Annotated in this window: 18 protein-coding genes; 7 read left to right on the top strand and 11 right to left on the bottom strand. The window is 57.8% G+C overall.

All coding sequences use genetic code 11. From position 1 onward, the window contains the following. Positions 1-14: 14 nt before the first annotated feature. A complete protein-coding gene (locus tag C1J03_RS09310; protein WP_114885850.1) occupies positions 15-1,076 on the bottom strand; it encodes a DUF6902 family protein in 1,062 nt (353 codons plus the stop codon). 51 nt (positions 1,077-1,127) lie between these two features. Beyond that, positions 1,128-1,526: a DUF6749 family protein gene (locus C1J03_RS09305; protein WP_114885849.1), complete on the bottom strand. Its 399-nt coding sequence runs from the start codon at positions 1,524-1,526 to the stop codon at positions 1,128-1,130. A gap of 355 nt (positions 1,527-1,881) precedes the next feature. Here C1J03_RS09305 and xth point away from each other — a divergent pair, with 355 nt between their 5' ends. Continuing rightward, complete coding sequence (gene xth, locus C1J03_RS09295; RefSeq protein WP_114885844.1) at positions 1,882-2,664, top strand: exodeoxyribonuclease III; 783 nt, start codon at positions 1,882-1,884, stop codon at positions 2,662-2,664. A gap of 43 nt (positions 2,665-2,707) precedes the next feature. Here the strand turns inward: xth and C1J03_RS09290 are convergent, their stop codons facing one another. The 4 genes from C1J03_RS09290 to C1J03_RS09275 form a co-directional block, all read right to left on the bottom strand. Further along, on the bottom strand, positions 2,708-3,292 hold the full coding sequence (locus tag C1J03_RS09290) for an HNH endonuclease (RefSeq protein WP_114885842.1): 585 nt from the start codon (positions 3,290-3,292) through the stop codon (positions 2,708-2,710). A gap of 121 nt (positions 3,293-3,413) precedes the next feature. Continuing rightward, entirely contained in the window at positions 3,414-4,079 is a 666-nt protein-coding gene (locus C1J03_RS09285; protein WP_114885840.1) for an alpha/beta hydrolase, read from the bottom strand. Then, positions 4,076-4,705: a DNA-3-methyladenine glycosylase family protein gene (locus C1J03_RS09280; protein WP_254694230.1), complete on the bottom strand. Its 630-nt coding sequence runs from the start codon at positions 4,703-4,705 to the stop codon at positions 4,076-4,078. The genes C1J03_RS09285 and C1J03_RS09280 overlap by 4 nt, the downstream gene beginning before the upstream one ends. After that, a complete protein-coding gene (locus C1J03_RS09275) occupies positions 4,702-5,445 on the bottom strand; it encodes a precorrin-6A/cobalt-precorrin-6A reductase (RefSeq protein WP_114885838.1) in 744 nt (247 codons plus the stop codon). The genes C1J03_RS09280 and C1J03_RS09275 overlap by 4 nt, the downstream gene beginning before the upstream one ends. Before the next feature lie 96 nt (positions 5,446-5,541). Here C1J03_RS09275 and C1J03_RS09270 point away from each other — a divergent pair, with 96 nt between their 5' ends. Further along, positions 5,542-6,774, top strand: a complete 1,233-nt coding sequence (locus tag C1J03_RS09270) for an MFS transporter (RefSeq protein ID WP_114885836.1) — start codon at positions 5,542-5,544, stop codon at positions 6,772-6,774. A 5-nt stretch (positions 6,775-6,779) separates the two neighbouring features. Here C1J03_RS09270 and C1J03_RS09265 read toward each other — a convergent pair whose 3' ends face one another. From C1J03_RS09265 to cysS, 4 genes are all read right to left on the bottom strand, one after another. Then, positions 6,780-7,544 carry a squalene/phytoene synthase family protein gene (locus C1J03_RS09265; protein ID WP_114888939.1) on the bottom strand — a complete coding sequence of 255 codons (765 nt, stop codon included), beginning with the start codon at positions 7,542-7,544 and terminating at the stop codon, positions 6,780-6,782. Beyond that, positions 7,541-8,260 (bottom strand): class I SAM-dependent methyltransferase, encoded by a 720-nt coding sequence (locus C1J03_RS09260; RefSeq protein ID WP_114885834.1) that lies wholly within the window; start codon positions 8,258-8,260, stop codon positions 7,541-7,543. Before C1J03_RS09260 ends, C1J03_RS09265 begins: the two co-directional genes overlap by 4 nt. Next, positions 8,257-9,882 (bottom strand): citramalate synthase, encoded by a 1,626-nt coding sequence (cimA, locus tag C1J03_RS09255; protein WP_114885832.1) that lies wholly within the window; start codon positions 9,880-9,882, stop codon positions 8,257-8,259. Before cimA ends, C1J03_RS09260 begins: the two co-directional genes overlap by 4 nt. Before the next feature lie 79 nt (positions 9,883-9,961). Beyond that, entirely contained in the window at positions 9,962-11,362 is a 1,401-nt protein-coding gene (gene cysS / locus C1J03_RS09250; protein WP_254694229.1) for a cysteine--tRNA ligase, read from the bottom strand. A 227-nt stretch (positions 11,363-11,589) separates the two neighbouring features. Between cysS and C1J03_RS09245 the strand changes: the two genes are divergently transcribed. Both C1J03_RS09245 and C1J03_RS09240 read left to right on the top strand, forming a co-directional pair. Continuing rightward, positions 11,590-12,762 (top strand): pyridoxal phosphate-dependent aminotransferase, encoded by a 1,173-nt coding sequence (locus tag C1J03_RS09245; protein WP_114885827.1) that lies wholly within the window; start codon positions 11,590-11,592, stop codon positions 12,760-12,762. A gap of 411 nt (positions 12,763-13,173) precedes the next feature. Beyond that, entirely contained in the window at positions 13,174-14,724 is a 1,551-nt protein-coding gene (locus tag C1J03_RS09240) for a trimethylamine methyltransferase family protein (RefSeq protein WP_114885825.1), read from the top strand. A gap of 89 nt (positions 14,725-14,813) precedes the next feature. Here C1J03_RS09240 and C1J03_RS09235 read toward each other — a convergent pair whose 3' ends face one another. After that, positions 14,814-15,074 (bottom strand): hypothetical protein, encoded by a 261-nt coding sequence (locus C1J03_RS09235; RefSeq protein ID WP_114885823.1) that lies wholly within the window; start codon positions 15,072-15,074, stop codon positions 14,814-14,816. A 250-nt stretch (positions 15,075-15,324) separates the two neighbouring features. Here C1J03_RS09235 and C1J03_RS09230 point away from each other — a divergent pair, with 250 nt between their 5' ends. The 3 genes from C1J03_RS09230 to C1J03_RS09220 all read left to right on the top strand — a co-directional run bounded on the left by C1J03_RS09230 (position 15,325) and on the right by C1J03_RS09220 (position 17,069). Next, complete coding sequence (locus C1J03_RS09230) at positions 15,325-15,822, top strand: RNA polymerase sigma factor (RefSeq protein WP_114885821.1); 498 nt, start codon at positions 15,325-15,327, stop codon at positions 15,820-15,822. 124 nt (positions 15,823-15,946) lie between these two features. Then, a complete protein-coding gene (locus tag C1J03_RS09225; RefSeq protein WP_114885819.1) occupies positions 15,947-16,435 on the top strand; it encodes a twin-arginine translocation pathway signal in 489 nt (162 codons plus the stop codon). Between the two features lie 73 nt (positions 16,436-16,508). Continuing rightward, entirely contained in the window at positions 16,509-17,069 is a 561-nt protein-coding gene (locus tag C1J03_RS09220; protein ID WP_254694228.1) for a ferric reductase-like transmembrane domain-containing protein, read from the top strand. The last annotated feature ends 27 nt before the right edge of the window (positions 17,070-17,096 follow it).

Below are 17,096 nucleotides of genomic sequence, written 5' to 3'. Positions count from 1 at the left end.
CCTTTGGCTGCTGCTTAGGCCAGCGCGGTTCCGGCCCGCGCAAAACCCGCAAAAAACGCTTCGAATTTGTCGGTTGATTGCTCTGCGCCACTTAGGATCGCACTGCTTGTTGGGCCAAGGTATAGCTCAACATGGGGGCGCATCCGGTCCCAATCGCCATTGCGCGCGTCATCAAGTTCAAACATGCATTCTGACATGGGGCGCAATGCCCCCGTTCCTGAGCCAAGGCCGTTAAACTGCACTCGGCCTTCGGGAACGGCCTGCTCGAAACCGTCATGGCCCGCGACCCGAAGCGCCCAATTGCCCACCAGATATTCGTGGTAGGTATCAGGGACTGTGTCAGGTCCTGCTGGTGTAATGGTTGCGTGGGCCACGGACGCCTCGACAGAAGCCTCCCAAATCGCAGAAGGAACACGCCCCGCAAAGCGCAGCGCCACACAGACTTCGGCCAAAAGATCCATGTTTTGATCAAGATAGGCAAGCAAGCCAGCGTATTCGAGGCTGGTGATTGCAGATGCATCAAGGCCCGGATCCCGCGCACCATATTCACTTAGGTAAAAGACAATATGGGTCAACTCATAGGCTGCCTTTTTGTTGGGCATTACAAACGTATCCGTGCGGTTCATAAAGCTGTGCAAGCGCTCCGTTAACCCGTCATCGACCACTTCAATGCCGCGCCGCGCAAAAAGCCTGCGCGCTTCTGCGCGTTGCAGATCGGACAGCTCCGCGTCAGCAAGTCCAGCTTGGGCCGCCCAGGTACAAAGCGCTGATGCCTTGTTGCCGCCCATCCCCAGATCTTCGAGGTCGAGGCACACAGAAACTAAGAACCGGTAGTATTGCGGAAAAAACCGCAGCCGCTTTTCGATTTGTTCGTAAAAGGTATCGAACGGAGCAAGCGCACCGTCCGGCAGCTTGGCCCCGCTACAGGCCAGTATTCCTAGAAATTCAGCATTTTCCTTGAGCCAGAACACATCATCGCCAGCGCGACGGTGTGCGGCGAACGCCTCTACCAGTGCAGGCAGACGCGGCCGAGGTTCGGGGCGGCGCATATCGCGAAGGGAAACCACATTGGACATATTTTGATCCTCATTGTTACAATTCGCGCATAGCGCCGCCTCAAAGATTGTTCAGCAGCTGGTGGTGAACAGAGCGACTTGATCACCGCCATCCGACGAGGTGCCTGCATCAATGCAGCTGGTGGTAAACATCTCGACTTTATCGCCAGCAATCGATGATGCATCTGCGGTCACGCAGCTGGTGGTAAACATCTCAACTTTGTCGCCCGCCATCGATGATGCATCCGCCGTGATGCAGCTGGTGGTAAACAGCGCGGTTCCGTCGCCTGTTAGCATTTCAGTGGTCATTGCTGGCGTAGAACCAGAGGAAAACAGTTCAGTTGCGTCCCCCATCAGTGTGTCGCCCGCCGCTGGAGCTGAGCCCGAAGAGAAAAGCTCGGTGCCGTGGCCTGTGAACATGTCGTCGCCAAAAATCTCGTGTGCTTCGATACGCTGTGCAAGTGCTGTCATTGGGGTCATCCTTTTCAGTGTTCTATTTATAGTTGCAGATGGATCAACGCTTGCCCGTTAAAGGCGATCTGCCAACAAGAAATTTTGACACCCTCGGAAATTTCGGGACTTATCCACATCAACTGCGCCGTCCAATCCGTGGCGGCCGAGCAAGAAGATTGGGAATGGTTAACGGCAGAAATTTTTTATCCACAGCCCCACTAATTCGGAGCTAAACAGAAATCTCGACTTAAATTTCCCTTCATGCGGGAATATTGTTCTTTTGTTAACCAATAAAGTGATTCTCCCAAAGTCACCGCCCTTGCCCAAACCGACCCGATCAGCGATAGCAAACAGACCGCAAAAGGAGCCCGCCATGAAGATCGCGACCTTCAACATCAACGGCATCAAAGCCCGCATCGACGCCCTGCCCACTTGGTTGGACGAAGCATCCCCCGATGTCGTGCTGCTGCAGGAGATCAAATCAGTCGACGAAGGGTTTCCCCGCGAGGTTTTTGAAGAGCGCGGCTATAACGTCGAAACCCACGGGCAAAAGTCATTCAACGGCGTAGCGATCTTGTCGAAATTGCCACTCGAGGACGTCACCCGGGGCTTGCCCGGTGACCCAGAAGACGAACAAGCCCGCTATATCGAAGCAACTGTGGTGGGCGAAGCTCATGCCGTGCGCCTGTGCGGATTGTACCTGCCCAACGGCAACCCGGTGCCGGGCCCAAAATACGACTACAAGTTGGCGTGGATGGACCGCCTGCGCGACCGTGCGGCCGCATTGCTGGCCGAAGAAACACCCTTCCTGATGACGGGTGATTTCAACATTATCCCTCAGGCCGAAGATGCAGCCACCCCTGACAGCTGGCGCGAGGACGCGCTCTTTCGTCCGGAATCGCGTGAGAAATGGCGTGAGCTGCTCAATCTTGGCCTAACCGAAGCATTCCGCGCGCGGCATCAGGGGCCAGGTCATTACAGTTTTTGGGATTATCAAGCCGGGGCGTGGAACCGAAACAACGGCATTCGCATCGACCATTTTCTGCTGTGCCCGCAAACCGCCGATCTTTTGCGCGATTGCCAGATCGACAAAGACATCCGAGCACGCGAAAAGCCTTCAGACCATGTTCCGGTTTGGGTGGAATTGGCGCTTTAACGACGGCTGTAGGACAGGATCCACACGGAGCGCGTCAACAGCGTCATGCCTGCAGTTCTGCGTCCCAATACAGGAAGTCCATCCAGCTTTCATGAAGGTGGCCCGGTGGGAACTTGCGACCCATATTGCGCAGTTCTTCGGCACCGGGCTGGCGCGGCGGCTTGCGCAATGAATACCCCGTTTGGTGCAACGCCTTAGATCCTTTGCGCAGGTTACACGGGCTGCACGCGGCAACGACGTTCTGCCAACTGGTCACCCCACCAGCGGCCCGTGGCACCACATGATCAAACGTCAGATCACCGCGCGCACCACAGTACTGGCAACAAAATTCATCGCGCAGAAATAAATTAAAGCGCGTGAAGGCCACGCGCTTTTGAGGTTTCACATAGTCTTTGAGCACAACAACCGACGGTATTCGGATTGTCCGTGACGGGCTGTGCACGCAGTCATCGTATTCAGCAACGATATCCACCCGGTCGAGCCACTTGGCCTTGATCGCATCCTGCCAAGGCCACAGCGACAGCGGATAGTAACTAAGCGGACGGTAATCCGCGTTTAGCACCAATGCAGGTCGATGCTTTAGCGCACCAGGTTGGCGCGTGAATTCGGTTCTGAAGTCGCCGTGCATATCCGGTGTCGTCCCTTGCCCATTTATCCGACTATATCTCGTGGTTTTACTCTGGCAACCCAAAGCTTAACCACAAGATATCGCGCATAAACGTAAACGAGGTGCGTGGACCGACCGGAACCTACAGTCCTAGTTTGTCGCGCATAAAGGCCAGCGCTACCGAAAGGCCATCAGGCGCTATGCCATGACCGGTCCCTTTCATCACGTGGGCAAAGACATCTTTCCACCCGGCCTCTTGTAGCGCTTCTGCCGCTTGGGGCAACGATTGTGGCGGCACGACATCGTCTTCGTCGCCGTGCACTAGCAAAACCGGCGGGCGGCTTACAACGTCATCCGCCAGGGTCTCTGGCGACAAAAGGCGGCCCGAAAATGCAACAATGCCCGCCACCGGATCTTCGCGGCGCGGGGCCACATGCAGCGCCATCATCGAGCCTTGGGAAAATCCAAAAAGCACGACCTGCTCGGGCAGCACATCATTATCTACCATCAACGCATCAAGAAACGCATTTAGATCATCCACCGCATACGCCATGCCGCGCGCAGACTCTTCTTCGGATGAATTGTCTATCCACGGGATTGGGAACCACTGAAATCCCATCGGCGCGCCAGCACAGGCTTCTGGCGCATCAGGGGCCACAAAAAGCGTGTCCGGCAGGTGCTCCGCCAGCGGATCGGCAAGACCTAAAAGGTCCGCACCATTTGCGCCGTAGCCATGTAAGAATACCACGACTGATCGTGTTTCTCCCGAAAGCGGCGCACGCTGTTCTGCGTTTAAAATCCGTGTCATGTGATCCCTTCCCTGTCTTTTGCTACTCGGTAGTACGTAAACAAAAGCCGCGCTGCAACTGCCCGCCACGGCGACCAGTCTTGAGCCATCACAGCCAGCACCCGGGGTGTTGGTCGTTCTGGTAACTCAAATAAGATCCGGGTTGCTTCTTGGAGGGCCAAATCGCCGGGTGCGAACACATCCGCGCGGCCCAATCCAAACATCGCATAAATTTGCGCCGTCCATTGCCCAACGCCCGGAACTTGGGTCAGCGTCGCAATGACATCTGCATCAGGTTGCTCGCGCAAAGCGACATAATCGATGCCCGCGTCAGCCAGCGCCAAGGCATAACGGATCTTTTGACGGCTCAATCCCGCAGCACGCAGACCGTCCTCGCCTGCCGTAATAACCCCAACGGGCGTGTCCATCCCCAGCGCCAGCATCCGCGCCCAGATCGCGTTGGCTGAGGCGACCGAAACCTGCTGCCCCATGATGGCATGAAGCACGGTGGCGAAACCATCGCCGCGTAACCGCAAGGGCAGCGGCCCCATCAGCGACATCGCATATTCAAAGCGCGGCTGCGCCCGGGCCAACCATGCGGCCCCTTCGGCCACATCAGCAACACACGTGATGATCCGCGAGTTCACAGGGCACCAACCCAGTCGAGCGCAGCCCTAACGCTATCCACACTCAGCATATCGGGTGGCGATACTGGCCGATCGATGAGGATAACATCCAATCCCAGCTTGATCGCCGCATCCACCTTGGGGCGGCTCGCGCGGCCGCCCAGATTGCGACAGATCAGCAGATCAACGCCCATTCCTTCAAAAAGCTGCACTTCGCTGTCCACCGTAAATGGCGGAATGCCAAAGACGGGCTCTACAAAACTGAATGGCGGCGCGCGGTCCTCTTGTCGGGTCTGTCGCAGCAACAAGGTCTCTCCCGGAAATCCCTTATACTGGGGAAGGCTTTCCCATCCAGTCGCCGAAAACACCCGTGTGCCCGGCGCAATCAGTGACATCGCAGCAGCCACGTCCACGGCACTGCGCCCGCGCGGAATTTCGGGAAGCGGCCAACCCGGACGATCAATCCGCAAAAACGGCAGCCCCAGCTTTTTTGCGGCCAAAAACCCCAGCGACGTCATTGTCCCATCAAACCCGTGGCTTGCGTCCAGCACCGCGTCACTTCCGGCCTTTGCCAAATAGCCAACCATTTCGTCCACATCAGAAAACTGTTTGACCTCAGGCTCAATCGCAGGAGCGCGCAGGCCCCGCGGTGGTTCTGACATGATAGAACGGGTTGTGATCGGTAGTGAAACCAGCGCCTCAGCAAGGAGGTTGGCCTCAGCACTGCCAGCCATCAACATCAGGGATCGGACCTTACTCATGTCACCATGCTTATCTCGCCCGCGCGTATGCGCAAGGGGGCTTGCTCCCCCCCGCCGCGAGGTCTAGCCATACCGCACAGGCAAAGGACCACCAAAATGACCGACCCAGTGCAGCAGATTGAATCCGATGACGCACGCGCAAAGCGCAACGTTTTTGTATTGGTCGCCGCACAGGCGTTTCTGGGCAGTCAAATGCCGATGATCTTTGTGGTTGGGGGCCTTGCTGGGCAATCGCTTGCGGCCAACATCTGTTTTGCGACCATGCCAATTACGATGATCGTCATCGGATCCATGCTGGCCGCCACGCCGGTCTCTGCGATCATGCAGCGCTACGGACGGCGCGTTGGATTTATCATCGGCGCGACAGGCGGTGCTTTGGGGGGCGCGGTTGGTGCATATGGCCTCTATGTGGCGTCCTTCCCAATCTTCTTATTGGGCAGCCTGCTGACGGGTATCTATATGTCAGCGCAGGGATTTTACCGGTTTGCCGCCTCTGATACCGCATCCGAGACGTTCCGGCCCAAGGCGATATCTTATGTAATGGCCGGTGGATTAATATCCGCCATTCTGGGTCCACAACTGGTCAAATTTACCGCCGACGCATACGTGATCCCGTTCTTGGGGACATATATCGCGGTAATCGCCTTAAACGTCATCGGCAGCTTGCTGTTTGTTTTTATCGACATTCCCAAACCACCCGTCCCACAACATGACGCACCCAAGGGGCGCAGCCGGTTAGAGCTTTTGAAGACCCCGCGCATCGCAGTCGCCGTCATCTGCGCCATGGTCAGCTATGCGTTGATGAATTTGGTTATGACCTCAACGCCGCTGGCCGTTGTTGGGTGCGGCTTTGATAAATCCGTTGCGGCCGATGTGGTGACGGGCCACGTGCTGGCAATGTTCGCACCGTCATTCTTCACCGGGCACCTTATTGCGCGCTTCGGGGTCGAGCGGATTATGGGGATTGGTATCGCGATCTTGGCGGCCGCTGGTATGGTTGCCCTGATGGGCGTCGCCCTTCCCAACTTCTTTTTCGCGCTGATCCTGCTGGGCCTTGGTTGGAACTTTGGCTTTATCGGTGCGACGACCATGCTGGCTGGTGCCCACGCCCCACACGAGCGCGGGCGCATGCAAGGGCTGAACGATCTGTTGGTCTTTGGTGGTGTGACGGTGGCATCGCTCGCATCTGGCGGTCTGATGAACTGTTCAGGTGGCAATGCCGTCGAAGGATGGGCTGCGGTGAACTATGCGATGGTGCCGTTTTTGATCCTCGCCGGCGGGTCGTTGATCTGGTTAACCCTGCACGAACGGCGTGCCGCTCTCGCTTAAGGTATCTACCAGCGCCGAAGGGCTGCGCGCAGCGTAAACCCAAGGCCCGGTTCTGGCAGCAACCCATCTGCGACACAGTTTGGATTTGCCACTGCGGCTCTTAGCACCGGCCCCGCTGCTGCTGCGGGCAGAATTGCCGGTGCGGCATCGCTTGAAATACTGCGCCGCGCGGACCGTGCCGTCCCAAGCCGGTTCAATGCGTCCTGAGCCAGCGCCCGAACGCCAGCCGCCGTTCCGTCCAAAAGCGGCACACGGCCCGCTTTTTCCAGCTGCAGGATCGCGCGCAACCAGTTTGCAATCCCAGCCGCATAGGCCGCGTTTCGAACTGTCGCCTCATCTGCGTGGCCCAGCAACGACGCGCCTGCCCACATCAAATGCCCCGAAGTCTCATTCACGAAGCGCTCAAAATGCACCTCATCCTCGAACGGGTCCCGGTAGATATCAAAACGTCGCGAGGCCACCAATGCATCCAACATCTTGGCCAAATCAGGGCTTAGCACTGCGGCCAAGGGCGTCGTTACCTCGTGGCGACGAACAGTCCCGCCCTCGGCAATTTCCTCCAAGGCATCACGCCACCATTGCAGGCGCATTTCTGCGATCATCGGTTCTTGCGTGACCCACGGGGCGCGTGCGACTTCAACGTTAAAGGCATAAAGCGGAAACAGAACCCGCCGCGCCGCCAAGGGGGCTGCCATCGCGCACCGAAAGCGCAATGGATCGCCCTTTTCAACAAGAGCAGCGCAGGCATTTAGATCGGCGTCAAAACTCACGCGGGGCGCACCACACAAAGCAAGTAGCCAAAACTCGCGCGGTTGGCGCGCCAGCAAGCCGCTTCTGCTTCGGCCTCATCCAGAACAGTTTCAAGAGCCGCGTCGCCGGTTCCGCGCAACATCGCGATCCGCGCATCTACCGGGCTATAATAGGCCTCCCACGCCGCATCAGACAGCGCACGGGTGCCCAGCATCTCATACCCTGCCGCTTCAACCTTAGCGGCAATACCCGCCGTATCGGTCATCGCTGGATATTCGGCCCAGTTTGCCTGTGCTTCCGCCGAGCGATCATCGGTAAACCAACACGGCTCACTGAACGCGATCACGCCGCTTTTGGTCAATGATTTGCGCCACGCTTGCAAGGCCTGAGTAACCCCAAGGAAATAGACAGCACCAGCGCACCAGATCATGTCATATTGGTTTGCCACCCGCGCCATGTCTGCTCGCAAAACCGTAACACGGTCGTCGCCGCGCCACGCGTTTCGGGCCGTATCCACAAAATGCGGTGTCTTATCAAGCGCCGTGACATGGCCCTGAGGGGCCGCATCCAACAATGCCGCAATGTCCCCTCCTGGACCGCAGGCCACATCGCCCACAACAGCCTTTGGGCTAAGCTTGGCCAGAGCCGCTGCCCACGCAACATCCGCAGGCTCGCCCGGTCCTTCGCGCGACAAATCCCTGTGCAGGGTGAAAAACGCCTCGGGATCAAAACTCATGTTGCCGCCCCTCCTGTGTCGCGGATCAGCTTCCAACGGATCGCGTCTAGCAGCGCCTCAAAACTCGCATCCACTATGTTTGCGCTGACCCCTACGGTCGACCAACGGTGGCCAAGCGCATCTTCGCTGTCGATGATGACGCGGGTCACAGCCTCAGTTCCGCCTTGGGTGATGCGGACTTTGAAATCCACCAAGCGCATGTCTTCAAGATGTGCTGAATACTGCCCCAAATCCTTGGCCAACGCCTTGGAAAGGGCATTCACCGGCCCCCGGTCACAGCCCAGCGCGTCCATGCTTTCAGACACCGACTGCCGCTTTTCGCCGTCAACTTTGACCACAACCACCGCCTCAGACAGGCTGACCATCTGGTCGTATTTGTTTTTGCGCCGCTCAACCGTCACTCGGTAGCGTTTGACCTCAAATAACTCAGGCATCCGTCCCAAAGCAGTGCGGGCCAACAACTCAAAGCTCGCTTGGGCCGTGTCGTAGGAATATCCCTCAGCCTCTCGGGCTTTTACGTCTTCTAGGATGCGGCCCAGCGCCGGATCACCCTTTTCCACGGACAGACCGGCACTGGCCAAACGACGCCGCAGATTGGACTGGCCAGCCTGATTGGACATCGGAATGATGCGCGCGTTACCAACAATACTTGGCTCGATATGCTCGTAGGTCGATGGGTCCTTGAGGATCGCACTCGCGTGCAACCCCGCCTTATGCGCAAAGGCCGAAGATCCAACAAACGCGGCCTGCTTCATCGGCACGCGGTTGAGGATTTCATCCAACATCCGACTGGTCTGGGTCAGTGTCTTGAGCGCCTCAAGGCTGACGCCTATCTCAAACTGGCTGGCATAGGGTTCTTTGAGCAGCAAAATCGGGATCAGCGTGGTCAGGTTTGCATTGCCACACCGCTCACCTAAGCCATTCAATGTGCCTTGGATTTGCCGCGCACCCGCATCCACAGCCGCCAGCGAACAGGCAACCGCGTTTTCAGTGTCGTCATGCGTGTGAATGCCCAAACGGTCACCCGGAATGCCGCTTGCGATAACCTGCGCCGTCACACGCGACACTTCGGCAGGCAAGGTACCGCCATTGGTGTCACACAGCACAATCCAACGTGCGCCTGCGTCAAACGCGGCATGGATCGCTTTGAGCGCATATTCAGGATTGGCACGGTAGCCGTCAAAGAAATGCTCAGCGTCAAACAGTGCCTCACGCCCTTGGGCCACAAGATGTGCAAAAGACCGGGCGATATTGTCGAGGTTTTCGTCCAGCGTGATCCCAAGCGCCGTTGTCACGTGGAACTCATGGGTCTTGCCAACCAGACAGACGGATTTGGTCCCCGCATTCAGAACCGCGGCCAGTACGTCGTCATTTTCCGCCGAAATCCCTACCCGTTTGGTCATGCCAAATGCTGTCATCGCGGCACGTGTCTTGGGGGCTGCATCAAAAAACGCATTGTCCGTTGGGTTCGCCCCCGGCCAACCGCCTTCGATGTAATCCACGCCCAGCGCATCAAGCGCCGCGGATATCTGCATTTTCTCATCCGTTGAGAACTGGACGCCTTGGGTTTGCTGCCCATCGCGCAGGGTGGTGTCATAGATGCAAAGGCGTGTCCGGGTCATGGGTGGGCCCTCCTTGCTGGATTACAGACTGTGCCATTTGGCCAAGGCTCTGCGAGATTGGTCATACCCTGAGGAGCGATCATTTGACGGCCTCAAGCTTGCTTTCATCGAACTCAGGGGTTGGCATCAACACAACGCCTGTTTTGCTCATCTGCACCTCGACGCCGGCCTCCATCAGTTTGCCTTTGATCCGGTCCACATGGGTGAAATCCTTGGTTTCCATCGCGGTGATCCGCGCCTCACTCAAAAGGAGTTCGTAGACCGACAGATCAAACTGCGCCCTTGCGGCCCATTCAGGTGCCAGATCCCCCATCAGACCAACCATGCGAAGCCCAGCGCGCAAGCTTGCGGCCTTGCCCGCGTTGGCAAGTTCATGAAGATGGGTAATGGCACCGGCAGTATTCAGATCGTCTGCGAGCAATCCCAAAAGCTTGCTGTCCGGCACGCCTTCTTCTTGATCGGCTGCAATGGCATACCACTTGCGCAGCGTCTTCTCCGCCTCCGCCCGCTTCTTTTCCGTCCAGTCCATTGGCTTGCGGTAATGCGTGCTGAGCATCACAAATCGGATCACCTCGCCCGGCACGTCTTGGTCCAACAGGTCACGTACCGTAAAGAAGTTACCAAGCGACTTGGACATTTTCCTACCTTCGACCTGCAGCATCTCGTTGTGCAGCCAGACATTGGCAAATTCGTGCCCCGCGCAACGCGACTGTGCAATTTCATTTTCGTGATGTGGAAACTGCAGGTCATTGCCACCACCGTGGATATCAAAGTGACTGCCCAGCAGCTCATCCGCCATGGCAGAACATTCGATGTGCCACCCAGGCCGACCGCGCCCCCACGGGCTGTCCCACCCTGGCAAATCATCTGGCGACGGCTTCCACAGTACGAAATCCATGGGATCTTCTTTGAACGGGGCCACTTCGACCCGTGCACCCGCAATCATATCGTCAACGGATCGCCCTGAAAGCTGGCCATATGAACTATCTGAGCGCACACGAAACAACACGTGGCCTTCCTTTTCATAGGCATGGCCCTTGTCGATCAGAACCCCGATCATCGCGATCATCTGCGCAATATACGCTGTCGCGCGTGGCTCATCATCTGGCCGCATCGCGCCTAGCGCATCCATATCGGCGTGATACCACTCAATGGTCTCATCCGCGCGGCTGGCGATCAGCTCTTCCAAGCTCCCCTGCGCCCCTGCCGCTTTGCGTTTCTGCGCCGTCTCGTTGATGCGGTCATCCACATCCGTGAAATTTCGCACATAAGTCACATGATCCGGCCCATACACATGCCGCAACAACCGGTAGAGCACATCAAACACAATCACCGGCCGCGCGTTGCCGATGTGGGCGCGGTCATAGACGGTCGGTCCGCACACATACATCCGCACGTTTTGGTCGTCGATTGGCACAAAATCCTCGCGTTTGCGGGATTTGGTGTTGTGCAGTCGTAGGGTGGGCATTGGGGACGTCATGGGTTGGTTCCTCGCGCAACTCTGGCGCGGGCTTGCCACATATCAATCAGAATGAAAACGACATGAACAGGCCCGCGAGAAAACTCTCAGCAGGTAATGGGACAGCAAATGCAAATCGACATGTTCATGGGGAATGCGTAGCGCGTGGGCACGGGGGTGGTCAAGCCTGATTGACAAATCAGATGTCCTCTGCGCCCCTGCCGAGTAACAGTAACGGAGGCACCGACATGAAACCATCACAGCGTATCACGACACTTCTTGGCGGCGGCTCAGACGGCTGGGACGTCTTTAACAAAGCACGTGATATGATCGCCGACGGTGTTCCCGTGACCGAGTTGACAATTGGCGAGCATGACATCCGTACTGCAGCGCCAATCTTGCAAGAGATGCACCGCGCCGCGATGGCAGGTCACACCGGCTATGCCTCCGTACCTGGAACGAGCAAGCTACGCGATATCGTGGCTGCGCGCTATACCGACCGTACAGGCGTGCCGACCACCCGCGACAACGTTTTGATTACGCCCGGGGGGCAATCGGCGCTCTTTGCTGCCCATGTCGCCGTCACTGATCCCGGTGATGTGGCCCTGTATCTAGACCCCTATTACGCGACTTACCCCGGTACCCTGCGCAGCGTCTCGGCACAGCCGCGGCGTATTGCGACCAGAGCCGACGACGCCTTTCAGCCCCGCGCCAGTGACATTGCTGCCGCCGCTGAGGGCGCAAAATCACTGCTGATCAACTCACCCAACAACCCAACCGGCGTGGTCTATTCCCAAGCCACGATGGACGGCATCGCGCAGGTCTGCATTGACCATGATCTTTGGCTCATCTCGGACGAGGTTTATGACTCGCAGGTTTGGGAGGGACAACATATCAGCCCCCGCGCCCTACCCGGTATGGCTGAGCGGACACTTGTCTGTGGATCAATGTCAAAATCCCATGCCATGACGGGCTCGCGCTGTGGCTGGATTGTTGGGCCACCCGACATCATTGCGTACCTAATTGATCTTGCCACCAATACGACCTACGGCGTGCCGGGCTACATTCAGGATGCCGCCGCTTTTGCGCTGGAACAGGGTGCCGAACTGGAAGAAGAAATCGCCGCCCCCTTCCGGCGCCGCCGCGCACTTGCAAAAGAGGTTATTGCGAAACAGAATGCCGTGTCGCTCGTTCCGGCACAAGGAGCGATGTATCTGATGCTCGATATCCGCAGCACTGGACTTAGCGGTGAAGACTTCGCCAATGATCTGCTGGATGCAGAGCATATCGCAGTGATGCCGGGCGAGAGCTTTGGAGATGCCGCAGCGGGCCATGTGCGTGTGGCGATGACCATCGCAGATGACAGCTTTGTCGCAGCGTTGGAGCGTCTGTGTAAATATGCAGAAGGGCGTGCGGGTTAACACCGGCCCTCTTCCTCGCGCGGCACACAGGTTCTGCCCACCCCACAAGATCTAACCCATCCCGAGGCCTAAACGCCAACAGGGGTGGGATTTTGCATTTGCTGTCCAAACTGTTGCGATAAGCAAATTTTGCGCCGAAAATCACCCCATTGGGCGATCTGCCCCCTTTTTGGGCCATGTGCATTTCATGTCGCAAACATACCATAGGTCGCAAATAGGACAGAACCGCGGACCTTGCGTTGCCAGCCTTGGCTTAGCAAAGAGGACAGAGCCATGCAGCACAGTATTTGTATGATAGCACTGATCATCCGCACCATTGGGGCGGAGCGCGGACGTGCAGCACGGGGCGCGCCAGACTTAGTTGTTTGAACGCCACCCTGCTCTTTTTCCGCAATCCATGGACCTCTATTTATGACCGAACATTCCGCTATCTCTCCCCCTGGCCGCTCAGGTGGCCGCGCCGCGCGCCGTGCCGCCCGCGCAGCCCCCCTAGCCGATCACCTCCGGCCAATCCGCCCCGGTATGCAGGGTGGCGCATACCGCCCGCTCAGCGATACCGATATGGCACAAATCCACAGTGCCGCCCTTGACGCGCTTGAACGCATTGGGCTGGCCGACGCACCACCCTCGGGCGTGGCATACCTAACTGCAGCTGGTGCCATTGAGGGCGACGACGGACGCATCCGGTTTCCCCGCGCATTGGTCGAAGATACAATCGCGCGCGCCAACCGCAGCATAACCCTATGCAGCCGCAACGGTGCAAATGATCTGGAGCTGTGGGGCAACCGCGTTCACTACGGCACGGCAGGCGCAGCCGTGCATATGGTCGATGTGGACGGCAGACATTACCGCGAATCCACCGTTCAAGATTTGCATGATGCAGCGCATATCGTTGACGTGCTGGACAATGTGCATTTTTGCCAACGCCCGATGGTTTGCCGCGATATTTTCGATAACTTCGAGATGGATATCAACAGCATCTATGCCACAACTTGCGGCACCACCAAACACATCGGCACCTCCTTTACGGACCCCGCCTACGTAGCCCCCGCAATCGAGATGCTGCACATGATCGCAGGCGGTGAAGACAAATGGCGCGAGCGGCCTTTTGTCAGCAACTCCAACTGTTTTGTTGTGCCGCCAATGAAATTTGCCACTGAATCCTGTCTGGTGATGGAGGAATGCATCAAACACGGCATGCCTGTTTTGCTGCTGTCTGCGGGCATGTCAGGGGCTACTGCTCCGTCGACCATCGCAGGTGCCATTGTGCAAGCGGTCGCGGAATGCCTTGCTGGGTTGGTTTATGTAAACGCGATCAAACCCGGTGCCACAGCGGTTTTTGGCACGTGGCCGTTTGATCTGGATCTACGCACTGGTGCTATGACGGGTGGATCTGGCGAACAAGCGCTGCTCACAGCGGGCTGCGCGCAAATGCACAAGTTCTACGACCTACCAGGTGGGGCTGCTGCAGGTATCGCTGACAGCAAAATGCCAGATATGCAGGCGGGTTGGGAGCAGATGTGCTCCAACGTGATGGCGGGCCTTTCGGGGCTCAACATGGTCTATGAGGCTGCAGGGATGCATGCCTCGCTATTGGGTTTCTGCCATGAATCGCTGATCCTTAGCGACGATCTGATTGGTCAGGCCATGCGCTGTGTGCGCGGGATCGAGGTGAACGAAGAAACCCTTGCCGTCGATCAAATTGCGTCTGTCTGTATGGGCGGTCCCGGACATTACCTTGGCACCGACGAGACGCTAAGCCGTATGCAAAGCGACAACGTCTATCCTGCTTTGGGCAACCGCATGTCCCCCAAGGAATGGGTTGAGATGGAAAAACCTGATCTACTTGTTGGGGCAACGGCCAGAAAAGAAGCGATCCTTGCCACCCGCGCAGAAGCCCGTTTTCCCGCAGACCTTGATGCCGAGATACGGGCGAAGTTCAACATTCACCTTCCCGCGTAAGTATCTGAATACAAATGAGGCCCGGCGGGGGAAAGCCGGGCCTCAAATCTGCAACTAGACGTCCTAACGGGCCTTAGCTGCAGCCAGCGTTAGCCGTCTGTGGGCGCTGCGGGGAGAAGCCCAGCATCCGTGGCCGCCGCCACTTCGGTGGCGTCCAGCGATCCATCCGCGTTGGTGTCAACGGTGGCAAACTGGTCTGCCGTCATGTCAGGATAGACCGCTTGCAGCTCTGCCATGCTCAACATGCCATCCCCATTAGCGTCCATTTCCGTCGCCCCTTGGCCCATCGCAAATGCCGGCAAGCAAAGGGCTGTAATGACGATCGTCGCGAGTTTGGTTGTATGTGTCATGGTGATCTCCTTGAGTTAATCATCTAAGTTGTCGTCCGAGGGCCAGTGTGGCTCTCAGAGGGTTAGATGCGCCTCATGCCCTTTGCGTCCGCCCCCAAAGTATCACCCGCCAAAGCCCGCCGATTGCGCCTTACCCGCTGGGCAAGCCACCGCCCAAAAAAGGGGTGTGCGGCAATCGGCGGAAATTCCCCCTCTGGTTGAACTGTGATTTTTTCTGAATGTTGGTGCCTGACCCAACAGGAAAATCACCATGACACCCAAACATACACCTAACGCCCTTGAAGTTTTTCTACCCCGCTTGCGGCGCCGTGCTCGGCGGCTGACCAGAACCCGCACCGAAGCCGAAGATTTGGTTCAGGAAACCTGTCTGCGCCTACTACAGGCCATGGACCGCGCCCCGATCGCGGCCCCCGAGCATTACGGCATGATCATTGTGCACAACCTTGCGCGGCAACGCTGGCGCGACCGTCACGACACACAAGAGCTGGAAGAGAACAACGCTAGCACACCTGACAGCGGAACAGCGCGGCTTGCATGCAGCCAGATCATCGATGCCATCAACCGACTGCCGCCGGATCAAGCCCGCCTGATGCGCCTTGTTATGGAAGGCGAGACAAGTCCGCGGCAATTGTCGCACACTGTTGGTTGCCCGGTTGGTACCGTCATGTCGCGCCTCGCCCGTGCCCGCGCGCGCTTGCGCCGCGAAATGGGGCTTGAGGGGTCCGAGCCTGTATCTGCGCTGTTGTGACGGAACGCGGTCCTATTGCCAAAGAGCCTACCTCACAAACATGTGTGGACTGGTCTATGCACGCCGACCTATTATCTAAGCTAGACCAGACAAGATCCTTTGAGCCCGAACAGGAGATACTTTGATGAGAATCCCCGCCTACGATCGACGAAGCATGCTTATCGGTGGCGCAGCCGCCACTCTAGCGTATCCTCTCGGCTTGATCACATCTGCCGCAGCGCAAACCGTACTATCGCCCACGCAGACAATGCGCGGGGGAAGCAATAACTACAGCCCCGGCGCGCCACTGGTCGACAACCTTGGCTCAGGATTTGAAATGTCGGGCAACGTGCGCCGCGCCGATGACGGCGCACCACTGGCAAATGTGCGCATCCAAATCTGGGCGGCAACCAAACGGGGCGGAGAGCGCGAACCGAGCAACCACGGTAGCGTGCTCACCGCGGCTGATGGCAGCTTCCGGTTGGAGATGGAGCAGATCGTTCCGAATTTTGGTCAACCGCACGCCCACTTGGCGTATGACGATGACGCATTTCAAACCGTTTTCCTGCGCCCCGTGATGCCAAGCGCCAGTGACACCAGCTTGCGCGCCGATTTCATTCTAGAACGGGCCTAACGCCCTGCCCCGCCGCCAAGACCCTTTGCCACGCTGGGCAAGCACGCTTGTCTGGGCCGTGATGGCGTTTACGATGATTGGCCCCTTCTTAGTCGCAGCGCAGAACCCGCTGCTCGCGTCTCGGTCTGCGGCCTATGTCACGGGCGGCATGGCGGGCATCACAGCACTGGCGCTGCTCTTGATCCAACCCCTGCTCGCCGCGGGATACCTGCCCGGCGTCAGACCAGCCGTGTTGCGCCGCTGGCACAAATGGGTCGGCATCGCGTTGGTTTCGGCCGTGGCAGTGCACGTCGGAGGCCTTTATCTAACCAGCCCGCCAGATGCGCTTGATGCACTCCTTTTGGTCTCCCCGACGCCCTTTTCCGTCTATGGCGTCGTTTCGATGTGGGCAGTGGTGCTAACTGCGATTTTAGTCGCCGCGCGCCACAAGCTGCGACTGAAGCCAACCACTTGGAAAATTACACATAATTTGCTGGCTCTGGCCGTTGTCATCGGCGCAGTTGTCCACGCGCTGATGATCGAAGGCGCAATGGGGGCTACGTCAAAAATCGCTCTGTGCATCTGTGTGCTGGCCACAACTGGGATCACGATCTTTCATCTGCGGATCCTGCGGCCTTTATCCCGTCGCCCGTAATTTTGTCTGAGCACGGGTTCACGCCAC

Origin of the sequence: Sulfitobacter sp. SK012 (assembly GCF_003352085.1) — a bacterium.
Classification (GTDB): domain Bacteria; phylum Pseudomonadota; class Alphaproteobacteria; order Rhodobacterales; family Rhodobacteraceae; genus Sulfitobacter.
The sequence above is the reverse complement of the archived record's forward strand: the minus strand, read 5'-3'. Positions and strand labels throughout refer to the sequence as shown.